This is a genomic window from Enterobacter sp. RHBSTW-00975 (assembly GCF_013615235.1).
Classification (GTDB): Bacteria; Pseudomonadota; Gammaproteobacteria; order Enterobacterales; family Enterobacteriaceae; genus Enterobacter; species Enterobacter ludwigii.
On sequence record NZ_CP055883.1, the window covers coordinates 1858185 to 1879080 of the forward strand.

The following is a 20896-nucleotide window of genomic DNA, read 5'->3' on the forward strand; positions in this document are numbered from 1 at the left end:
GCGTTAGCACATTATTGCCAGCGAGAAATCTCAATCACTTCGCCGCCCGGGGGCACGTCTTCGTCGTCATGCGTGACCAGAACCACAGGAATATTGCGTGCGCGGGTAGTGTCAAATACCCATGCCCGAAACGAGGCGCGTAACGCATTATCGAGACGGCTGAACGGTTCATCCAGCAGTAACGCCTGCGGCTCTGCAAGCAGGGCACGCAGCAGACTGACCCGGGCACGTTCGCCGCCGGAAAGGGTCGCCGGATCGCTGGCGTAATGCCCGGCAAGCCCGGCAGAACCGAGCGCCTGCTCGACCGCTTCTCGCCGTGCTCGTCCGACAATCCGTTCAGGTAATGCCAGCAGCAAATTTTGTCCGACGCTGAAATGGTCAAACAGCAGGGCATCCTGAAAGAGGATCCCCAACCCGCGGGCCTCCACGGGCAGTCCGTCGCAGCGACGTTCATCAAGCCACAGTTCGCCCTGAGCCTGAAAGTCGTTTGACAGTGCGCCCACCATCCAGGCAAAAAGGGTTGATTTTCCGCTGCCGGAAGGCCCCATCAGCGTGACTATTTCGCCGCGTGGCACACAAAAATTGACCTCGCGGAAAAGCGGTTCAATGGTGAGATTGCTGACCTGCAGCATTAACGTAATCCTCGTCGGTAACGGCTTGCGAGCCGGGATAGCAGGGCGGCAAGGGCAAACACGCTCCCCGTGACCAACAGCAACCCCAGCGCCCGGTTAGCCAGAAGCGGAATGCTGCCTCCACTGCTGAGCGCCACGGTTTCAGTGGTCAGCGTCGCAAAACGGCCTGCGCCCAGCCAGAGGGTTGGCATGTATTGCGCCATGCTGACGGAAAACCCGGTCGCGAAAGCCAGCAGCGCCGGGCGTACCAGCAAGGGGCATTTCAGTAAGCAGAAGATTTTTCCCCGCCGCCAGCCGAGCGTTCTGGCGGTAAGGATCAGACGGGGATCGATCCTCTGCCAGGCTGGCTGGAGGACCAGCAACATCCACGGTAAAACCCACAGCAGATGGCTCCACAGCACGGCGGCATAGTGCCCGTCGATACCCAGTCGCAACGCGATAACGTATTGTCCAGTAACGAGGGGCAGCGCCGGCAGCGCCAGCGGCAACCACACCCACTGTGTGCCTCGCTGCGGTCCCCACTCAAGCCAGAGAAAGATTACTCCCAGCGAAATCAGGCTGGCGAGCAGACCAAAGGAGAGACTGGTGCCAACCGCACCGATGTCGTCCCGCTGCGCCAGCATGAGCAGCACGACCGCGCAAAGCACCCCGCAGGCGGGCAGAAATCCGCTGAACAGACGCGCTGGTGGCGCGATAAGCGACATTCGACGGCGTCCGCTCAGGTCCGGTAACGTGCGACGCCAGAGTCTCCATGCGCCGTAACCCAGTGCAGAAAACGCGGCCAGCAGCAGAAGGAGAAGCAGGCACAGCAGCGTTCCCTTTGTCTGCTGCTGCGCATCGCCCTGACTGAGCCACTGCCACGCCAGTACGGCAAGCGTCGGGGGATTGCCAGGCCCGAGCACCATCGCCACGTCCACAACCGACAGGGACCAGGCCAGCACCGCCAGCATCACCGCGCCAAGAGCCGGCGCGATCGTTGGAAGGATGAGCCAGTTCAGCGCCTGAAAACGCCCGTAGCCGAAGGTATGCAGCACGACCTTTTGCTGCGCAAGGCGTTTTTCCGGCAGGACGGCGTAAAGGGCCCACAGCACAAACGCGCTCTCTTTTACCGCAAGCGTCAGCCCCAGCCCTGCACCGTATCGGTCAAGCGGTGGCGTACAGACGCTACACACCTGATACAGCAGGCCCCCTTCGGCAAACAGCAGTAAAGCGCTGGTGGCAAAGGCCACATGAGGAACGGCGAGCAGCCACGGCAGCCGGCTGCTGAGCCGTCGCCAGCGCTCGCCCGGCCACAGGAGGGCCACGATCACCAGAGCGATAAACATCGACCCCAGCGTCGCGATAAGCGTTGAGACCAGCGTGGCGACCGTTGCCTGTGGCAGTTGCGGGTCGTTAAGCAGCAACTGCCAGTTGTTCAGCGAGAATGCCGGGGCAAACAGTATGGCGGCGGCGGGGAGCAGCGGCATATAGATGACCGCCATCGCCAGCCAGACGAGCCAGCTCAGCGGGTGCCGTAACGACGCAGCCATTCCTGCTCCAGCGCGTTAACCCAGGCAGCGTGCGGCTCGGGAAGTATTTTCGGCAGCCCTGCCGGCGTATGGGCAGCGAGCTGCTTCGCTTCTTTTTCGGGCAGTGTTTTCGCATCCAGTACGCTCGGGTCTCCCCAGATGGCCGGGTCGGCCTTGCGAATTTGCGCCTGCGGTGAAAGGAGGAAATTGGCGACCACCTTCGCGCCTGCGCTTGCGCTGGCATTCGACGGAATGGCCACAAAATGGACGTTGCCTATCATTCCGTTGTCAAAACCAACGCTGTAGCTGTCGGCAGGCAGTTCACCGCTGGCCACTTTTTGCTGCGCATGTGCCGGGTTAAAGGTCAGGGAGAGATTAAGACTACCGCTGGCAAGCAAGGTATCCATTCTGGCGGGCGAGGGAGGAAAGTCCTCTCCCTTTCGCCACAGCAGCGGGTGTAATTTGTCCAGGTAGTGCCACAGCGGAGCCGTCACCTGGGCAAAGGTGTTATCAGGGGCTTTTTGCAACGCCTCCGGGTGAGCGGTGAGGGTCAGGAGCAACTGTTCCAGAAATGCCGTACCGGTAAAATCGGGCGGGCGTGGGTAGCTGACTTTGCCCGGATGCTGCTGCGCATACGCCAGCAACGCCTGAGGATCGTTTGGGGGCGCAGGCAGGCTTGCGTGGCGGGCAATAAAGGTGAGTTGTGCACCGCCCCACGGGGATTCCGCGCCATCGGTGGGGACAGCAAAATCCTCCATAACCGGTTTACGGGTATCGACATAGCGCCAGTTGGGCAAGGTCTGCGCCCATCCGGTTTGCAGCAGGTTAGCGGCTTTAAGGGTACGGAAATTCTCACCGTTGACCCATAAGAGGTCGACTGACCCGTTCGTTTTCCGGCCTGCGGCGGCCTCTGTTTGAATACGTTTGACCGCATCGGCGGCATCCGCCAGTGGGACGATTTTAAGGGTTATGTCGTAATGCGTTTTCATCTCACCGCTTACCCACTCGAGGTAGCGGTTTACCGCCCGATCGCCGCCCCAGGCGTTAAACCAGACGGTCTGGCCTTTAGCTTGTTGTTGGATAGCCTGCCAGTTGTCCGCTGCAAACAGCGGGGCTGCCAGCAGCAGACCGCTCAGAAACGTGCAAAAACGCACACGGCGCATAATGCCTCACTTTTTTGATGATGGGGTAAAACGGGAAAACAGCCAGCGCGTCGCCAGCGGCAATAACCCCAGTAGTGTAAAGGCGAATATCAGTCCCGGCGATAAAATATCGCGAAGCGAATTCACTTTCCCCAGCGCGCGTCCGGCGTTCAGAAAGATAATGGTTGCAGGCAGCATGGCGACCTGGCTCACCCACCAGTAGCGACTGACCGCAATACGGGTCAGCCCCATGAGCAGATTCACCAGAAAAAACGGGAACAAGGGCATCAGACGCAGGGCAAAAAGATACCTTGCACCGTCTCGCGCCATACCGGCATTCACCGTATTCATCTGCGATGTGAATCGCCGCTGTACCCAGTCGCGCAGCAGATAACGGCTGGCAAGCATCGCCAGCGTGGCGCCGAGGGTAGAAGCAAACGAGACCAGCAGGGTACCTTCCCACAGCGTAAACAGCGCTCCCGCCAGCAGCGTCAGTATCGCCGCACCGGGTATCGACAGGGCGGAGACCAACACGTAGAGGGCGAAAAAGAAAAACGCGCTTTGCCACGGTGCCTGTTCCACATGCAAGAGAAGCGACTGCTGGTGCGTTTTGATGGTTTCCAGGGAGAGCGTCCCCGGCGGAAGAAAGACGAAGGTCAGAACAAATGCGCCCAGAAGGGCGCACATCAGGAGTATTTTTTGCGTGTTCACACGAGGTTACAGTTTGAATTTCGCCCAGACCGGCGCATGGTCAGACGGTTTTTCCATGCTGCGGATATCGTAGTCGATGCCGGTTTCGATGCAGCGTTCCGCCAGCGGCGGGCTGGCCAGCAGCAGGTCAATACGCAGACCGCGGTTGTCATCAAAGCCTTTTGAGCGGTAGTCAAACCACGAGAAGCGATCCTGCGTTTCCGGGTTGGCGGTGCGGAAAGTATCAACCAGACCCCAGCCGAGCAGGCGTTCCATCCACTCGCGTTCTTCCGGCAGGAAAGAACATTTACCGGTACGCAACCAGCGTTTGCGGTTCTCTTCTCCAATGCCGATATCGAGATCGGTCGGGCTGATATTCATGTCGCCCATGATCAGCACCGGATTCTCTTTTTTCAGTTCGGTGGTCAGGTAATCCTGCAGATCCTGATAAAACTTTGCTTTGGCCGGGAATTTTGTCTCATGGTCGCGGCTCTCACCCTGCGGGAAATACCCGTTAATCACCGTGATATTGCCAAGTGGTGAAGGAATTTCCGCCATGATGATGCGACGCTGCGCTTCGCCATCATCGCCCGGGAAGCCACGACGTACGGAAACCGGCGTCTCTTTGGTCAGCAGCGCCACGCCATAGTGACCTTTCTGTCCGTGATAGAAGACGTTGTAACCGAGCTTCGCCACCTCTTCGAGGGGGAACATATCGTCGTGAACTTTTGTCTCCTGCAGGCCGATCACATCTGGCTGATGTTGCTCAACAATTGCTTCAAGCTGGTGAGGGCGGGCACGCAGGCCGTTGATATTAAAAGAGACAAATTTCATAGTCGCTGCCAATGCAAGGTGAATAGTGCATGGATGGTAGCAGAATTTGCGTCAACTGTTACGGGGTTCGACCAATAACTGCGACAGATCATGCCAACGGTGCAATATTTGCACCATTCTGACGCGCATTGCCCCCCAACAGGGCGTAAAGAACCGATAAATTTCGCGAGCGATCACAATTCCAGAATTATATTTGGCTTCTGCATACTCTTTCTTATTTTCGTGCGGCAAAGCGCCGCTTGTCGTAAAAATATTCACTTTTTATGCAATAACAGTGAATAACTCCATATCGTAACTTATTGATATTCTGTAACCCTAACCCGTTTATGCATTTTTATCGCTGGCTGGCACGAAGGCTGCAATCTACATTCACAGTGCAAACACTCAATTATTTAACATCTAAATAACCTTTTATTTACCGGATGAGGTCGCTATGTCTCTGTCAATTACGCGTGAAAATTTCGATGAATGGATGATGCCGGTTTACGCTCCGGCGGCTTTTATTCCGGTACGGGGGGAAGGCTCACGCCTGTGGGATCAACAGGGCAAAGAGTATATCGACTTTGCAGGCGGGATTGCGGTAAACGCGCTGGGTCACGCGCACCCTGCACTGCGTCAGGCGTTAAACGACCAGGCGGCGAAGTTCTGGCATACCGGTAACGGTTTTACCAACGAGCCCGCTCTGCGACTGGCGAAAAAGCTGATCGACGCAACGTTTGCCGAAAAAGTCTTTTTCTGTAACTCAGGTGCGGAAGCAAACGAAGCTGCCCTGAAGCTGGCACGCAAATATGCACACGATAAATTCGGCGTTCATAAGAGCGGCATTGTGGCGTTTAAAAACGCGTTCCACGGCCGCACGCTCTTTACCGTCAGCGCCGGCGGTCAGCCGTCATACTCGCAGGATTTTGCGCCACTGCCGCCGGATATTCGTCACGGCGTGTATAACGATCTGCAGTCCGCCAGCGAGCTTATCAACGACACCACCTGTGCGGTGATCGTCGAGCCTATGCAGGGTGAGGGTGGGGTCCTTCCGGCGCAAAAAGCGTTCCTGCAGGGGCTGCGTGAGATGTGCGATCGTCATCACGCGGTGCTGATTTTCGATGAAGTCCAGACGGGTGTGGGGCGTACCGGTGAGCTGTATGCCTATATGCACTACGGCGTAACGCCGGACGTGCTCTCTACGGCGAAAGCGCTGGGCGGCGGCTTCCCGATTGGCGCCATGCTGACCACTGATAAATTCGCCAGCGTAATGACCGTGGGTACGCATGGTACAACGTACGGTGGTAACCCGCTGGCTACCGCCGTGGCCGGGCAGGTTCTCGACATCATTAACACGCCGGAAGTGCTCAAGGGCGTTAAACAACGTCATGACTGGTTTGTTGAGCGCCTGAACGCCATCAACAGCAAGACGGGACTGTTTAAAGAGATCCGCGGTCTGGGTCTGTTAATTGGCTGCGAACTCACACCTGAGTTTGCCGGAAAAGCTAAACTTATTTCACAGGAAGCGGCAAAAATGGGCGTGATGGTACTGATTGCCGGTGCCAACGTGGTGCGTTTTGCCCCTGCGCTGATTGTCAGCGAAGAAGAGGTGAGAACCGGTTTAGACCGTTTTGCACTGGCCTGTGAACATGTTAAGTCCGGGGTGTCATCATGATGGTCATCCGTCCCGTTGAGCGCGGCGATATCGCCGGGCTCATGCAGCTTGCCGGTAAGACGGGAGGCGGGCTGACCTCGCTTCCTGCCGATGAAAAAACGCTGTCGGCGCGCATTGAGCGCGCCCTGCAAACCTGGCAGGGGACGTTGCCAAAAAGCGAACAGGGTTATGTGTTCGTTCTGGAAGATACCGACACCGGTACCGTGGCCGGCATTTGCGCAATCGAAGTGGCCGTCGGGCTTAACGACCCGTGGTACAACTACCGTGTCGGTACGATGGTTCACGCCTCAAAAGAGCTGAACGTCTATAACGCGCTGCCCACGCTTTTTCTCTGTAATGACCACACGGGAGCCAGCGAGCTTTGCACGCTGTTCCTCGATCCTGCGTGGCGCAAAGAGGGCAACGGTTATCTGCTCTCCAAGTCGCGCTTCATGTTTATGGCCGCGTTCCGCGATCGTTTTAACGAAAAGGTCGTCGCCGAGATGCGCGGCGTGATCGACGACACCGGCTATTCACCTTTCTGGGAGAGCCTCGGCGAGCGCTTCTTCTCGATGGAGTTCAGCCGGGCGGACTATCTGTGCGGCACCGGGCAGAAAGCGTTTATCGCCGAACTGATGCCGAAACATCCCATCTATACCCATTTCTTAAGCCCACAGGCGCAGGCGGTGATTGGCGAAGTGCACCCGCAAACCGCGCCGGCCCGGGCGGTGCTGGAAAAAGAGGGTTTCCGCTACCGTAACTATGTGGACATCTTTGACGGCGGACCCACCCTGGAGTGCGATATCGACCGCGTGCGTGCGATCCGTAAAAGCCGGCTGGTTGAGGTTTCCGAAGGCCAGCCTGCACCGGGTGAGTGGCCGGCATGTCTGGTGGCTAACGAGCAGTACAACAATTTCCGCGCCATGCTGGTGCGAACCAACCCGAAAAGTGAACGTCTGGTGCTGACGGCCGCGCAACTGGATGCCCTGAAATGTAACGCCGGCGACACGGTTCGCCTGGTGCGTCTCTGCCCTGAGGAGAAAACAGCATGACTTTATGGATCAACGGTGACTGGGTCACGGGCGAAGGCGAGCCGCGCATAAAGACCAATCCGGTCGGACAAGAAGTGCTCTGGAAGGGAAATGATGCCAGCGCCGGGCAGGTCGAACAGGCCTGTCACGCCGCCCGTCGCGCCTTCCCGGGATGGGCGAAACAACCGTTCTCCGTACGTCAGGGAATTGTCGAGAAATTTGCATCACTGCTGGAGGCCAATAAAGCCGAATTGACGCGCGTTATCGCTCAGGAAACCAGCAAGCCGCGCTGGGAGGCGGCCACGGAAGTGACGGCGATGATCAATAAAATCGCCATTTCGGTGAAGGCGTACCATACCCGTACCGGTGAGCAACATACCGATATGCCTGACGGCGCGGCCACGCTGCGCCACCGTCCGCACGGCGTGCTGGCGGTATTTGGCCCCTATAACTTCCCGGGGCATCTGCCGAACGGGCATATCGTGCCCGCGCTGCTGGCGGGCAATAGCGTGATTTTCAAGCCGAGTGAGTTAACGCCACTGACCGGTGAGGTGGTGGTGAAGCTCTGGGAACAGGCTGGTCTACCGCACGGGGTGCTCAACCTGGTGCAGGGGGGGCGTGAAACCGGCCAGGCGCTGAGTGCGTTGAGTGATATCGACGGCCTGCTGTTTACCGGCAGCGCCGGAACGGGCTACCAACTGCATCGCCAGATGGCGGGGCAGCCGGAAAAAATTCTCGCGCTGGAGATGGGCGGTAACAACCCGCTGATCGTTGAAGATCCCGATGATATCGACGCGGCGGTGCATTTGACCCTCCAGTCAGCGTTTATTACCGCCGGACAGCGCTGCACCTGCGCGCGTCGTCTGCTGGTGAAACGGGGTGCACAGGGCGATGCCTTTCTCGCGCGGCTGGTGGAAATCAGCGCGCGTCTGGTGCCTGCGCAGTGGGATGCCAACCCACAGCCGTTTATCGGCGGTCTGATTTCCGAGCAGGCCGCGCTGAACGTGCTGAAAGCCTGGCAGGATCACGTGGCGCGCGGGGCGAAAACCCTGCTTGAGCCAAAGCAAATCAAGCCCGGAACATCGCTCCTGACGCCGGGCATTGTTGAGATGAGTGGCGCACGCAACGTGCCGGATGAAGAGGTCTTTGGCCCGCTGCTCTGCGTCTGGCGTTATGACGATTTTGACAGCGCCATTGAGATGGCCAATCACACCCGCTATGGCCTGTCGAGCGGTCTGATTTCCCCGCATCGTGAGAAATTTGATCAGCTGCTGCTCGAAGCACGCGCCGGGATTGTGAACTGGAATAAACCGCTTACCGGTGCGGCGAGTACGGCACCGTTTGGCGGGGTAGGCGCTTCGGGTAACCACCGCGCCAGCGCATGGTATGCCGCAGATTACTGCGCGTGGCCGATGGCGAGCCTGGAAACGCCTGCGCTGACGCTGCCGGAAACGCTGAGTCCGGGGCTGGATTTTACTCAGGGGGATCGTCATGAAAGCGCGTGAAGTTAACTTTGACGGGCTGGTGGGGCTGACGCACCACTATGCCGGCCTCTCGTTTGGTAATGAAGCCTCGACGAAGCACCGTTTTCAGGTCTCTAACCCGAAACAGGCGGCGAAGCAGGGGCTGCTGAAAATGAAAGCCCTGTCGGATGCCGGTTTCCCGCAGGCGGTGATCCCGCCGCAGGAGCGCCCGAACGTGGCGGTGTTACGTCAGCTCGGCTTTAACGGCAGCGATGAGCAGGTTATCGAAAAAGCGGGTACGCAGACGCCTCACCTGCTTTCAGCGGCGAGCTCTGCCTCGTCGATGTGGGTGGCAAACGCTGCTACCGTTGCACCGTCGGCCGATACGCTGGATGGCAAAGTGCATTTAACGGTGGCGAACCTGAATAACAAATTCCACCGTGCCACTGAAGCGGAGACGACCGAGCGCGTTCTGCGTGCGATTTTCCGTCATGAGGCTCACTTTGAGGTCCATCAGGCGTTGCCACAGGTGGCCATGTTCGGGGATGAAGGAGCGGCAAACCATAACCGTCTTGGGGGGGATTATGGCGATCCCGGCGTGCAACTGTTCATTTACGGGCGAGAAGAGGGCGGCCATTCGGCACCTGTCCGTTATCCCGCCCGCCAGACGCTGGCGGCAAGCCAGGCCGTCGCGCGGCTGAATCAGGTGAATCCCTCACAGGTGATTTTTGCTCAGCAGAACCCGCAGGTGATTGACCAGGGGGTTTTCCACAATGACGTCATTGCCGTCTCTAACCGCCAGGTGCTGTTCTGCCATGAGCAGGCGTTTGCCCATCAGGAGAAGCTGCTCGCTACGCTGCATGAGCGGGTGCCGGGATTTATGCCGATTCAGGTGCCGACCCAGGCGGTCAGCGTACAGGACGCGGTTGAAACTTACCTCTTTAATAGCCAGCTGTTGAGCCGTGAGGACGGCAGCATGATGCTGGTGCTGCCGCAAGAGTCGCAGGACCATAAAGGGGTGTGGCGTTATCTGTCTGAACTGGTGAAGGCCGATAACCCGATCGATGAACTGCGCGTCTTTGACCTGCGCGAAAGCATGGCCAACGGCGGCGGTCCGGCCTGTTTACGCCTGCGCGTTGTGCTGACGCAGAACGAAATGCAGGCTGTTAATCCGGCCGTGATGATGAATGAGACGCTGTTTAACTCCCTGAATGACTGGGTGGATCGTTACTATCGTGACAGATTAACGCAGGCCGATCTGGTCGACCCTCAGCTACTGCGTGAAGGGCGTGAGGCACTGGACGCGTTAACAACAATCCTGCAGTTGGGATCGGTTTATCCGTTCCAGCGCTAAAGGAGTGGCTATGGAAAATTTACTGGCGTTGACACTGGCCGATGAAACCCCCGAACAGCATGAGGGGGAGGGCCCCTCATTTCACTGGCGGTGGCTGGGTCGCGGCGTCCTTGAACTGACACCGGCCGCGAAGAGTGAGTTATCGCTGCTGCTTTCAACCGGCATCCATGGCAATGAAACCGCGCCGGTTGAAATTGTCGACCTGCTGCTTCGCGCGTTGTATCGGGGAGATATCACCCTGCAGTGCCGTCTGCTGGTGGTGCTTGGCAACCCGCCAGCGCTGGCGCAAAACAAACGTTATCTTGAGAGCGACCTTAACCGCATGTTTGGCGGCCGCTGGTCACAGTTTGTGCCGGGCGATGAAACGTCGCGGGCGCAGTGGCTTGAGCACGTGGTTGCCACATTTTTCGCCGCGGCCGGTCCCGTGCGCTGGCATCTCGACCTGCATACGGCAATTCGCGCCTCTTATCATGTGCGCTTTGGTGTTCTGCCCCAGCGTAACCAGCCGTGGGATGAGGCGTTTCTGAGCTGGCTGGGCGACGCCGGGCTGGAGGCTCTGGTGTTTCATCAGTCGCCGGGGGGCACATTTACCCATTTCACCTGTGAGCATTTCGGCGCGCTGGCCTGCACGCTGGAGCTGGGAAAAGCGCTACCGTTTGGCCAGAACGATCTCGCGCGCTTCGCGCCAACGCATCTTGCGCTTCGCGCGCTGCTCGGAGGATTGGCACCCGAGCCAACGGAACAGACTGTCGTGCGCTATCGGGTCGTACAGCAGATCACTCGTCGCAGCGAGGCCTTCCGGCTGCATATGGCCGCCCACACGCTGAACTTCACCCCTTTTCGCAAAGGCGTTCTGCTGGCGGAAGATGGCGACGAGCGTTACGAGGTGCAGAAAACCACTGAATATGTTCTGTTCCCAAATCCATCGGTAGCGTTTGGCCTGCGCGCCGGGCTGATGCTGGAAAAAGTGTCCTGAACATCTCCCCTCTCATTGCCTGAGAGGGGAACGTCAAAATATTTTTCTTAGCGATTAAAGCGCAATGACAACTATTGCAGAATATTCCTGGTGAATTGCTTTATTATTGGTCTTCACTTCGCTATACTTTTTTAAATTGCTTTGAAAATCATCATTTTGAATATTTTCGTTGCAACTCTCCATCCTTTATCCTTAATTCCTCCACATTTGGCGATAATTTGTTTTTTACACTTTCATTGTTTTACTGTTGCTCTGATTAATTGACGATAAAGCCCGTAAAGTTAATCTCGTCAACACGGCATAGCGCCGAAGAATAACTGAAAGTAAGGAAATAAATTATGCGTAAGTTTACTGCACTGTTTGTTGCTTCTACCCTGGCTCTGGGCGCTACCAGCATGGCGTTCGCTGCAGATACCGCGACCACCACCACTGCCGCGCCTGTCGAAGGCAAAATGATGATGCATCATAAAGGCAAGCCGGGTATGCACCACGAGATGATGATGTTTAAAGATCTGAACCTGACGGATGCACAGAAACAGCAGGTCCGCGACATCATGAAAAGCCAGCGCGACCAGATGAAACGTCCGTCACTGGACGAACGCCGCGCGATGCATGACATCATCGCCAGCGACAGCTTCGATAAAGCAAAAGCCGAAGCGCAGATCGACAAAATGGCTGAGCAGCATAAAGCCCGCATGCTGGCGCATATGGAAACCCAGAACAAGATCTACAACATTCTGACGCCGGAACAGAAAAAACAATTTAATGCCAATTTTGAGAAGCGTCTGACAGAACGTCCAGCAATGGAAGGTAAAATGCCAGCACCAACCGAATAATCGGTTCAACATCTTAAGACCGCCGGGATCCTGTCCACAAAAGCGCTAACGCTGTGGACAGGACCGGCGGTTTTTCTTTCCTGCCCTCTTGTCTGCCACCGCCAGAGCGGTATTCTCCTGTAGTCGCTTCAGAGAATGTTTGCAGAGTCATGGCGTTATAATTTTTATTAACGTTCCGCTAAGGCCTGCCCCTCTGCTGCCGATACTGTGTCTGTGAAAACCCAACGATAACAAACAAGACAGCAACGATAGCGATATCCTTGCCCTGGCCAGGAGTGGTGATGGAGTTCTTTGATATCCGTAAGATGCCGGTCAGCCTCTGGCGCAATGGCGCAGGCGAGACGCGGGAAATTTGTTGTTTTCCGCCCGCAACGCGCGATTTTTACTGGCGTGCCAGTATCGCGACCATCGCCAGCAATGGCGAATTCTCCTCTTTTCCCGGTGTCGATCGGGTGATTACCTTGCTTGAAGGGGGTGAGGTAACGCTGGATGCCGGTCAGGCGTTCTGCCATACCCTGAAACATCATCAGCCATACCATTTTTCCGGCGATCAGCCGGTGAAAGCACTGCTTTCCGAAGGACGGATGTCGATGGATTTCAACATCATGACCCGGCGTGACCGTTGTCAGGCGAAAGTGCGTGTCGCTGACCGCACCTTTACCACGTTCGGCTCCCGCGGGGGCGTCGCGTTCGTGTTAAGCGGGGCGTGGCAGCTTGGCGATAAGTTGCTGACGGCCGATCAGGGCGCCAGCTGGGAGGAGGGCGTCCATACTCTCCGCCTGCTGGAGGCTCAGGGCACCTTATTATTCAGCGAAATTAACTGGCTGCCGGGGCACTAAGCTCAATGACCTCATACTTGCCGGTTAACACGGGCTTGCAGAGAATTTTGTAGCCATCGTGGTCGAAACCGGCGGGTGTGCGCAGCAAGGTTGCCGCATCGTTTACATCGTCAACAGCACCCAGCCAGAGCCAGTTGTTGATGATGTGATACTGGGTCATCGCGTCACCGACTTCTTTTAGCGCAACGGCACCCTCCCACGGCCAGCAGTTAACGCTAAGCGCCGCCAGCCCTGCGAGGAGCCGGGCGTGGTGTTCCTCAATGCTTTCTTTCCCGCAGCAGGCCCCTGCGCAGCGCTTTAACGCTGAGCGGAAACAGGCACGCCCGCGGGTGGTTGCTTCGAGGCCTAGCAGGCTGTAGCACAGCTGTAATTCATCGGCCAGCGTTTGCAGAGCTTGCAGAGCCGCCCGTTTGTTAGCGAACAGCCCGTAGAGATTGGGGGCGTGAGAAAAATCGACTTCGCGGGCGTAGACAACCTGCGGCTTACCGGCGTTTATCTGCAGGGAGCAGAGCTGCCGGTTGCGGCGCAGGCGCTTATTGAACAGCGGCTGTTGCTCTTTGATCAGCCGCGCTTCCAGTAAAAGCGCGCCCATCTCTCCGGCGGTACGAAACCAGGTGATGCGTCGCGACTGGCGCAGCATTGCCGCCTCGTCTGGCGTGCGCAGATGAGACATGACCCGGCTGCGAATATTTACGCTTTTGCCAATGTAGAGCGGAAGGGTGTCACTCTCACCGTGAAAGATATACACGCCCGGCTGTTTAGGCAGTTCCTCAAGCCAGGGGCGAAGATGTTCGGGATATTCGTAGATAGCCGCCGCTTCAAACTCAAGACGCGGGGCGGATTGACGCCTGCTCACATACTACTCCATATACTGTTCAGGCATACAGTGTATCAGAGCCGGTTTGGTTAAAAAAGAGCCGGATGGCGCAACGGACGGTGCGGGCGAACACCCTCTCCCCAGAGAGAGGGTGCCAGAGTGTTACTTTTTCCAGAAATCATCGAACACGGTGATCGGTGGGCGACGCTTGTGCTCGGTTTTCAGATACCAGCTTTCAATGATCTTCGCGGTACCTTCATCCAGTTTTTTGCCTTCCAGATAATCATCAATATTGTCATAGGTGACACCCAGGGCCGCTTCATCCGGCAGGGAGGGGCGATCGTCTTCCAGATCTGCCGTTGGCGCTTTCTTGTAAAGGTGCTCCGGGCAACCCAGCGCGGCAAGCAGCTGCTTACCCTGACGTTTATTGAGACGGAAGAGCGGGTTAATATCGGTACCGCCGTCGCCATACTTGGTGAAGAAACCCGTGATGGCTTCTGCCGCATGGTCGGTACCGACCACAACGCCTTTGGTCATCCCGGCAATGCTGTATTGCGCTTTCATACGTTCACGGGCTTTTTCATTGCCGCGGACAAAATCGCTCAACTCAATGCCTGCTTCGCGAAGCGCCTGCTCGCTGGCCAGCACCGATCCTTTGATATTGACGGTGAGTACGCGATCGGGCTGGATGAAGGCGATGGCATCCTGGCAATCCTGTTCATCGGCCTGCACGCCATAGGGAAGACGCACGGCAATAAACTGCAGCGCGTCATCACCCGTCTCTTCGCGGAGCTCTGAAATTGCCATCTGGCAGAGTTTACCGGCCAGGGTAGAGTCCTGACCGCCGCTGATGCCCAGCACCAGGGATTTCAGGAACGAGTGAGTTTTTAAATAAGACTTTAAAAAATCCACGCTGCGGCGGATCTCTTCTTGTGCGTCTACCGCGGGCTTTGCGCCCAGCGCCTGAATAATCTCTTGTTGCAGAGCCATCACGCCCTCCATATGCAGAACATAAACAGATTGTGTTAACTGTTAAAACTAACCCTTTGAACGAGAAACGACAAGGATCACAGTTTCGAGTGCGCTAAATTGCGGCGATTTAGCAGGTTATCGTTGTTTTATTAGAATTTTCCGAAATTCGTCTGGCGGAATTCACAAAGTTGAACAATAGTACTTTTTATTCCATGCTTAGATAACACGCTGATAAACAAGAGGACGGAATATGAACAAGAACGTAGCAGGAATTCTTAGCGCAGCGGCGGTACTGACTATGCTGGCAGGGTGTACGGCCTACGACCGCACCAAAGATCAGTTTACACAGCCCGTAGTGAAAGATGTCAAAAAAGGCATGACCCGTTCGCAGGTGGCTGCGATTGCCGGCAAGCCTTCTTCGGAAGTGACAATGATTCATGCACGCGGTACCTGCCAGACCTATATCCTGGGTCAGCGTGATGGTAAGGCAGAGACCTACTTCGTTGCGTTGGATGAGACTGGTCATGTGATCAACTCCGGTTACCAGACCTGTACTGAATACGATACCGATCCGCAGGCACCTAAGGCGCAGTAACCCTTCTTGCTTGAGTATGTTAACAAACCGGCCGTTGGGCCGGTTTTTTTATACATACGTAAATCTTATTTCTTCTCGCGAATTATTTGCCTGAAATGTGAAGGTAGTCAACACGGCAGGTCAATGAGAGACAATTTTCCCCTGTGCAGAATTATCTCCTGTCTGTACCATTGCGTATACTCACTCCAACGACAAACAACAGTAAGCAAACTACCTGTCTGCCAGGATAGCGAGTCGAGTGATAGCGCGATGGCAGGTAGTCATACGAGAGAGAAGTTACTATGGAAAAGAAACATATCTATCTGTTCTGCTCAGCAGGCATGTCAACCTCGCTTCTGGTGTCAAAGATGCGTGCTCAGGCTGAGAAGTATGAAGTCCCGGTGGTGATCGAAGCGTTTCCGGAGACGCTGGCGGGCGAAAAGGGCCAAACAGCCGACGTCGTTTTACTGGGGCCGCAAATTGCCTATATGTTACCCGAAATTCAACGTCTGTTACCCAATAAACCGGTCGAAGTGATCGATTCGGGATTGTACGGCAAGATTGATGGTTTAGGTGTATTGAAAGCTGCTGTTGCAGCCATTAAAAAAGCTGCTAATTAATTTTTATTTTTCCCGTCAAAGAGTTATTTCACACACAATACGCCGTAACCTGCGTTGCGGCATTTAAGGGTATTTTCCTATGAGTAAAGTCATCGCTTCACTTGAAAAGGTACTCCTTCCTTTTGCTGTTAAAATAGGAAAGCAGCCTCACGTTAATGCCATCAAAAACGGTTTTATTAGATTAATGCCGTTGACGCTGGCTGGGGCAATGTTCGTTTTAATTAACAACGTTTTTCTGAGCTTTGGTGAAGGTTCCTTCTTTTATTCATTAGGAATTCGATTAGACGCTTCCACAATTGAAACCCTTAATGGTTTAAAAGCCATCGGCGGCAACGTATATAACGGTACGTTAGGTATTATGTCGCTGATGGCACCTTTCTTTATTGGCATGGCACTGGCGGAAGAGCGGAAAGTGGATCCGCTGGCCGCAGGTTTATTATCCATTGCCGCCTTTATGACCGTGACGCCATACAGCGTCGGTGAGGCCTATGCCGTAGGGGCCAACTGGCTGGGGGGCGCTAATATCATCTCCGGTATCGTTATCGGTCTGGTGGTTGCGGAGATGTTCACCTTTATTATTCGTCGCAACTGGGTTATCCGTTTACCGGATAGCGTGCCGGCGTCCGTTTCTCGTTCATTTTCCGCGTTGATTCCAGGCTTCATTATTCTCTCCATCATGGGGATTATCGCCTGGGCGCTCTCTCATTGGGGCACTAACTTCCACCAGATCATTATGGACTCTATCTCAACGCCGCTGGCGTCAATGGGTAGCGTGGTCGGTTGGGCGTATGTGATTTTCACCTCCCTGCTGTGGTTCTTTGGCGTGCATGGTTCACTGGCACTGGCGGCGCTGGACAGCGGTATCATGACCCCATGGGCACTGGAAAACGTTGCACTTTACCAGCAGTACGGCTCCGTTGACGCGGCGCTGGCAGCCGGTAAAACCTTCCATGTGTGGGCGAAGCCGATGCTTGACTCTTATATCTTCCTGGGGGGTACCGGGGCGACGCTGGGTCTGATCATCGCGGTCTTTATTGTTTCTCGTCGCGCTGACCATCGTCAGGTTGCGAAGCTGGCGCTGCCGTCAGGCATCTTCCAGATTAACGAGCCGATTCTGTTTGGTCTGCCAATCATCATGAACCCGGTAATGTTCATTCCGTTCATTCTGGTTCAGCCACTGCTGGCGGCCATAACCCTGACGGCCTATTACCTGGGCATTATCCCGCCCGTCACCAACATTGCGCCGTGGACCATGCCGGCGGGTCTGGGGGCGTTCTTCAACACCAACGGTAGCGTGGCTGCCTTCCTGCTGGCGATATTCAACCTCGGGATTGCAACACTGCTCTATATGCCATTCGTGGCGATAGCAAACAAAGCTGCAACCGTTATCGATGAAGAAGAGAGCGAAGAGGATATCGCCCTCGCACTGAAATTCTAAAATTGCACGGCGCGGGGCAACCCGCGCCAGCCAAAAGGAGCTTAAAAATGTTAGATTTGGACAGTATTGTCGCAGAAGAAACCGCAGAGAACGATCTGGAAGAGGTGGTGATGGGGCTTATCATCAATTCCGGGCAGGCGCGTAGCCTGGCGTATGCCGCGCTCAAGCAGGCCAAGCAGGGTGATTTCGCAGCCGCGAAAACCATGATGGCACAGTCCCGTACGGCGCTGAACGAAGCGCACCTGGTGCAGACAAAGCTTATCGAAAGTGACCAGGGTGAAGGCAAGATGAAGGTCAGTCTGGTGCTGGTGCATGCGCAGGATCATCTGATGACGTCGATGCTGGCACGTGAACTGGTGGCCGAGTTAATTGAGCTTCACGAGAAGATGCAGTAAGGCAGATTTTGCAGCAGGAGGTCAGCGCGATGGAAATAAAAACCGCACTTGAACAGCAACTGTTTAATGGCAAAAATTTTCACGTGATTATTTACAACAAGACGGAGAGCGCGAGCGGTCTGCATCAGCATGACTACTATGAGTTCACGATTGTTCTGACCGGTCGCTACTACCAGGAAATCAACGGCAAGCGCGTCCTGCTTGAGCGGGGAGATTTCGTCTTCCTGCCGATGGGGTCCCATCACCAGAGCTTTTATGAATTTGGTGCAACCCGCATTCTTAACGTAGGTGTCAGCAGACGCTTCTTTGAGAAACACTATCTGCCGCTGGTGCCGTTCTGCTTTGTGGCCTCGCAGGTCTATCGCATCAAAAACGAGTTCATGACCTGGATTGAAACGGTTATCGCCTCGCTTAACTTTCGCGAGAATGAATTTGATGAGTTTATTGAAACGGTGACGTTTTATGTGATTAACCGTCTGCGCCATCATCGTGAAGAGCAGCAGGTAAGCGATGATATTCCGCAGTGGCTGCGCAGTACGGTTGAACTGATGCACGATAAAGGACAATTCAGCGAAAATGCGCTGGAAAATATGGTCGCTTTGTCCGGTAAATCACAGGAATATCTGACCCGAGCAACTCAGCGTTATTATCGTAAAACGCCAGTGCAAATTATTAATGAAATCCGCATTAATTTTGCTAAAAAACAGCTGGAAATAACCAACTACTCGGTTACCGATATTGCTTATGAGTCAGGCTACAGTAGCCCCAGCTTGTTTATTAAGACCTTTAAGAAATTGACTTCGTTCACACCGAACAGTTACCGGAAGAACCTGACGGTAATTAATTAAATTTCGGCGGATTTACCCGCCACAAATATTGCCTTGATTGCTTGCCCACAGAGCGGGAAGAGTACGCTACACCTTGCAGGCGATTAACCTGATATGCTAAGGGAGATATTATGCAGAAGAAATTAAAAGTCGTAACCATTGGCGGCGGCAGCAGTTATACCCCGGAATTACTCGAAGGTTTCCTGAAACGTTATCATGAATTACCGGTCAGCGAATTATGGCTGGTGGACGTTGAGGAAGGTCAGGAGAAACTGAATATCATTTTTGAGCTCTGCAAGCGGATGGTCGCGAAAGCCGGTGTGCCATTGACCGTGCATAAAACCCTCGACCGTCGCCTGGCGCTGCAGGATGCCGACTTCGTGACGACCCAGCTGCGCGTCGGCCAGCTCAAAGCGCGTGAAATGGATGAACGTATTCCACTGAGCCACGGCTATCTGGGGCAGGAGACCAACGGCGCGGGTGGCCTGTTCAAGGGGCTGCGTACCATTCCGGTCATTTTTGACATCATCAACGATGTGGAAGCGATCTGCCCCAACGCGTGGGTGATTAACTTCACCAACCCGGCCGGGATGGTGACCGAGGCGGTCTATCGCCACACCGGTTTCAAACGCTTTATCGGCGTCTGTAATATTCCGATTGGCATGAAGATGTTCATCAGCGATGTGCTGGAGTTGACCGATACCGACGATCTTTCTATCGATCTCTTTGGCCTGAACCACATGGTGTTTATCAAAGATGTCATCGTGAATGGTCAGTCTCGCTTTAGCGAACTGCTTGACGGCGTAGCCTCCGGACGTCTGACCGCTGCGTCAGTGAAAAACATCTTTGACCTGCCGTTCAGCGAAGGGCTGATCCGCTCGCTTAATCTGCTGCCTTGCTCATACCTGCTTTACTACTTCAAACAGAAAGAGATGCTGGCCATCGAGATGGGTGAGTACTATAAGGGTGGCGCACGCGCTCAGGTGGTGCAGAAAGTTGAAAAGCAGCTGTTTGATTTGTATAAAGATCCGAACCTGAACGTGAAACCGAAAGAGCTTGAGCTGCGCGGCGGAGCGTATTATTCCGATGCGGCGTGTGAAGTGATCAACGCCATTTACAACGACAAGCAGGCCGAGCACTACGTCAATGTGCCGCATCACGGTCATATCGACAATATCCCGGCTGACTGGGCCGTTGAGATGACCTGCATTCTGGGACGTGATGGCGCCAGGCCGCATCCACGGATTACCCACTTTGACGACAAAGTGATGGGGTTGATCCACACCATCAAAGGGTTTGAAGTGGCAGCCAGCAACGCGGCGCTGAGCGGTGAACTCAATGACGTTCTTCTGGCACTCAATCTCAGCCCGCTGGTCCATTCCGATCGCGATGCCGAGCAACTGGCCAGCGAAATGATTCTGGCGCATGAAAAATGGTTGCCTAATTTTGCCGCCACGATTGAGAAGCTGAAATTCAAACAGCACTGAGAGGATGTGTGATGGAAAACCTGCTGATCGTCAATGCTGATGATTTTGGTCTCTCAAAAGGTCAAAACTACGGCATTATTGAAGCCTGCCGCCGGGGTGTGGTGACCTCAACAACGGCACTGGTTAATGGTGACGCGGTTGAACACGCGGCGCAGCTCAGCCGCGAGGTGCCAGCGCTGGGCGTCGGCATGCACTTTGTATTGACGCTCGGGATGCCCCTTTCACCGATGCCGGGACTGACGCGGGACGGACAGCTGGGCAAATGGATTTGGGAGCAGGCAGAGCAGGGCACGCTGCCGCTCGAGGAGATTACCCGCGAGCTGGACTGTCAGTTCAACCGTTTCGTCGATCTCTTTGGCCGTGAACCCACGCATATTGACAGCCATCATCACGTGCATATGATCCCGGCACTTTTCCCGTCAGTGGCGGAATTTGCACAGCGCAAAGGCGTGGCAATGCGCGTGGATCGTGAGGTGCAGGCGCTGCACGGGCTGTCATTGTCTTCTGTGCCCACAACGGACGGGTTCAGTAGCGCGTTCTACGGCGACGAGATTAGCGAAGCGCTGTTCCTGCAGGTGCTGGATGAGTCCGCCACGCGCGGGGAACGGTCGCTGGAAGTGATGGCACACCCGGCGTTTGTCGATAACATTGTGCGTAAAAGTGCCTACTGCTGGCCGCGACTGGCGGAACTGGATGTGCTGACGTCGGCATCGCTGAAATACGCCATTGCCGAGCGTGGGTACCGTCTGGGCACCTTTGAGGATGTATGAAAATAGCCCGGAGGCGCGGTGCCTGCCGGGCTGAGTAAACGATACCAATCAGCGCCGG

Annotated in this window: 21 protein-coding genes; 14 read left to right on the forward strand and 7 right to left on the reverse strand. The window is 55.4% G+C overall.

All coding sequences use genetic code 11. The features are described from left to right. Window positions 1-11: 11 nt before the first annotated feature. From HV340_RS08970 to xthA, 5 genes are read right to left on the reverse strand one after another with little or no spacing between them, the layout of a single operon-like run. Complete coding sequence (locus HV340_RS08970; protein ID WP_181216471.1) at window positions 12-632, reverse strand: ATP-binding cassette domain-containing protein; 621 nt, start codon at window positions 630-632, stop codon at window positions 12-14. Next, on the reverse strand, window positions 632-2161 hold the full coding sequence (locus HV340_RS08975; RefSeq protein ID WP_181216472.1) for a thiamine ABC transporter permease: 1530 nt from the start codon (window positions 2159-2161) through the stop codon (window positions 632-634). Before HV340_RS08975 ends, HV340_RS08970 begins: the two co-directional genes overlap by 1 nt. Continuing rightward, on the reverse strand, window positions 2134-3303 hold the full coding sequence (locus HV340_RS08980) for an ABC transporter substrate-binding protein (RefSeq protein WP_072126374.1): 1170 nt from the start codon (window positions 3301-3303) through the stop codon (window positions 2134-2136). The genes HV340_RS08975 and HV340_RS08980 overlap by 28 nt, the downstream gene beginning before the upstream one ends. Window positions 3304-3309: 6 nt before the next feature. Beyond that, entirely contained in the window at window positions 3310-3993 is a 684-nt protein-coding gene (locus HV340_RS08985; protein ID WP_032677962.1) for a TVP38/TMEM64 family protein, read from the reverse strand. A gap of 6 nt (window positions 3994-3999) precedes the next feature. Next, on the reverse strand, window positions 4000-4806 hold the full coding sequence (xthA, locus tag HV340_RS08990) for an exodeoxyribonuclease III (protein ID WP_020884424.1): 807 nt from the start codon (window positions 4804-4806) through the stop codon (window positions 4000-4002). A 433-nt stretch (window positions 4807-5239) separates the two neighbouring features. Here xthA and HV340_RS08995 point away from each other — a divergent pair, with 433 nt between their 5' ends. The 7 genes from HV340_RS08995 (at window position 5240) to ves (ending at window position 12938) form a co-directional block, all read left to right on the forward strand. Beyond that, window positions 5240-6460 (forward strand): aspartate aminotransferase family protein, encoded by a 1221-nt coding sequence (locus tag HV340_RS08995; protein ID WP_181216473.1) that lies wholly within the window; start codon window positions 5240-5242, stop codon window positions 6458-6460. Beyond that, window positions 6457-7491, forward strand: coding sequence for an arginine N-succinyltransferase (gene astA / locus HV340_RS09000; RefSeq protein WP_014169664.1), 1035 nt, complete (start codon window positions 6457-6459; stop codon window positions 7489-7491). Before HV340_RS08995 ends, astA begins: the two co-directional genes overlap by 4 nt. After that, entirely contained in the window at window positions 7488-8975 is a 1488-nt protein-coding gene (astD, locus tag HV340_RS09005; protein ID WP_181216474.1) for a succinylglutamate-semialdehyde dehydrogenase, read from the forward strand. The genes astA and astD overlap by 4 nt, the downstream gene beginning before the upstream one ends. Continuing rightward, on the forward strand, window positions 8962-10287 hold the full coding sequence (gene astB / locus HV340_RS09010) for an N-succinylarginine dihydrolase (protein WP_050736656.1): 1326 nt from the start codon (window positions 8962-8964) through the stop codon (window positions 10285-10287). Before astD ends, astB begins: the two co-directional genes overlap by 14 nt. A 10-nt stretch (window positions 10288-10297) precedes the next feature. Beyond that, window positions 10298-11263, forward strand: a complete 966-nt coding sequence (gene astE / locus HV340_RS09015) for a succinylglutamate desuccinylase (protein WP_181216475.1) — start codon at window positions 10298-10300, stop codon at window positions 11261-11263. 338 nt (window positions 11264-11601) lie between these two features. Further along, a complete protein-coding gene (gene spy, locus HV340_RS09020; protein ID WP_020884420.1) occupies window positions 11602-12099 on the forward strand; it encodes an ATP-independent periplasmic protein-refolding chaperone Spy in 498 nt (165 codons plus the stop codon). Between the two features lie 281 nt (window positions 12100-12380). Next, on the forward strand, window positions 12381-12938 hold the full coding sequence (gene ves / locus HV340_RS09025; RefSeq protein WP_020884419.1) for an environmental stress-induced protein Ves: 558 nt from the start codon (window positions 12381-12383) through the stop codon (window positions 12936-12938). On the opposite strand, the gene cho is transcribed toward ves, so the two are convergent. Beyond that, window positions 12916-13794 carry an excinuclease Cho gene (gene cho / locus HV340_RS09030; protein WP_014169671.1) on the reverse strand — a complete coding sequence of 293 codons (879 nt, stop codon included), beginning with the start codon at window positions 13792-13794 and terminating at the stop codon, window positions 12916-12918. The genes ves and cho overlap by 23 nt on opposite strands. A 123-nt stretch (window positions 13795-13917) precedes the next feature. Further along, a complete protein-coding gene (nadE, locus tag HV340_RS09035; RefSeq protein WP_020884418.1) occupies window positions 13918-14745 on the reverse strand; it encodes an ammonia-dependent NAD(+) synthetase in 828 nt (275 codons plus the stop codon). Window positions 14746-14977: 232 nt separating this feature from the next. Between nadE and osmE the strand changes: the two genes are divergently transcribed. The 7 genes from osmE to chbG all read left to right on the forward strand — a co-directional run bounded on the left by osmE (window position 14978) and on the right by chbG (window position 20838). Beyond that, window positions 14978-15322, forward strand: coding sequence for an osmotically-inducible lipoprotein OsmE (osmE, locus tag HV340_RS09040; protein ID WP_014169673.1), 345 nt, complete (start codon window positions 14978-14980; stop codon window positions 15320-15322). 281 nt (window positions 15323-15603) lie between these two features. Then, the gene (chbB, locus tag HV340_RS09045) at window positions 15604-15921 is read left to right on the forward strand and encodes a PTS N,N'-diacetylchitobiose transporter subunit IIB (RefSeq protein WP_008500676.1); all 318 of its coding nucleotides are present in this window, start codon (window positions 15604-15606) and stop codon (window positions 15919-15921) included. A 79-nt stretch (window positions 15922-16000) separates the two neighbouring features. Continuing rightward, complete coding sequence (chbC, locus tag HV340_RS09050; RefSeq protein WP_014169674.1) at window positions 16001-17359, forward strand: PTS N,N'-diacetylchitobiose transporter subunit IIC; 1359 nt, start codon at window positions 16001-16003, stop codon at window positions 17357-17359. Between the two features lie 47 nt (window positions 17360-17406). Then, window positions 17407-17754 carry a PTS N,N'-diacetylchitobiose transporter subunit IIA gene (chbA, locus tag HV340_RS09055; protein ID WP_032681213.1) on the forward strand — a complete coding sequence of 116 codons (348 nt, stop codon included), beginning with the start codon at window positions 17407-17409 and terminating at the stop codon, window positions 17752-17754. Between the two features lie 5 nt (window positions 17755-17759). Next, complete coding sequence (gene chbR, locus HV340_RS09060; protein WP_154820320.1) at window positions 17760-18602, forward strand: transcriptional regulator ChbR; 843 nt, start codon at window positions 17760-17762, stop codon at window positions 18600-18602. Window positions 18603-18712: 110 nt separating this feature from the next. Continuing rightward, complete coding sequence (locus HV340_RS09065; RefSeq protein WP_025204406.1) at window positions 18713-20068, forward strand: 6-phospho-beta-glucosidase; 1356 nt, start codon at window positions 18713-18715, stop codon at window positions 20066-20068. A gap of 11 nt (window positions 20069-20079) precedes the next feature. Next, window positions 20080-20838, forward strand: coding sequence for a chitin disaccharide deacetylase (chbG, locus tag HV340_RS09070; protein ID WP_059305970.1), 759 nt, complete (start codon window positions 20080-20082; stop codon window positions 20836-20838). Window positions 20839-20896: the final 58 nt, after the last annotated feature.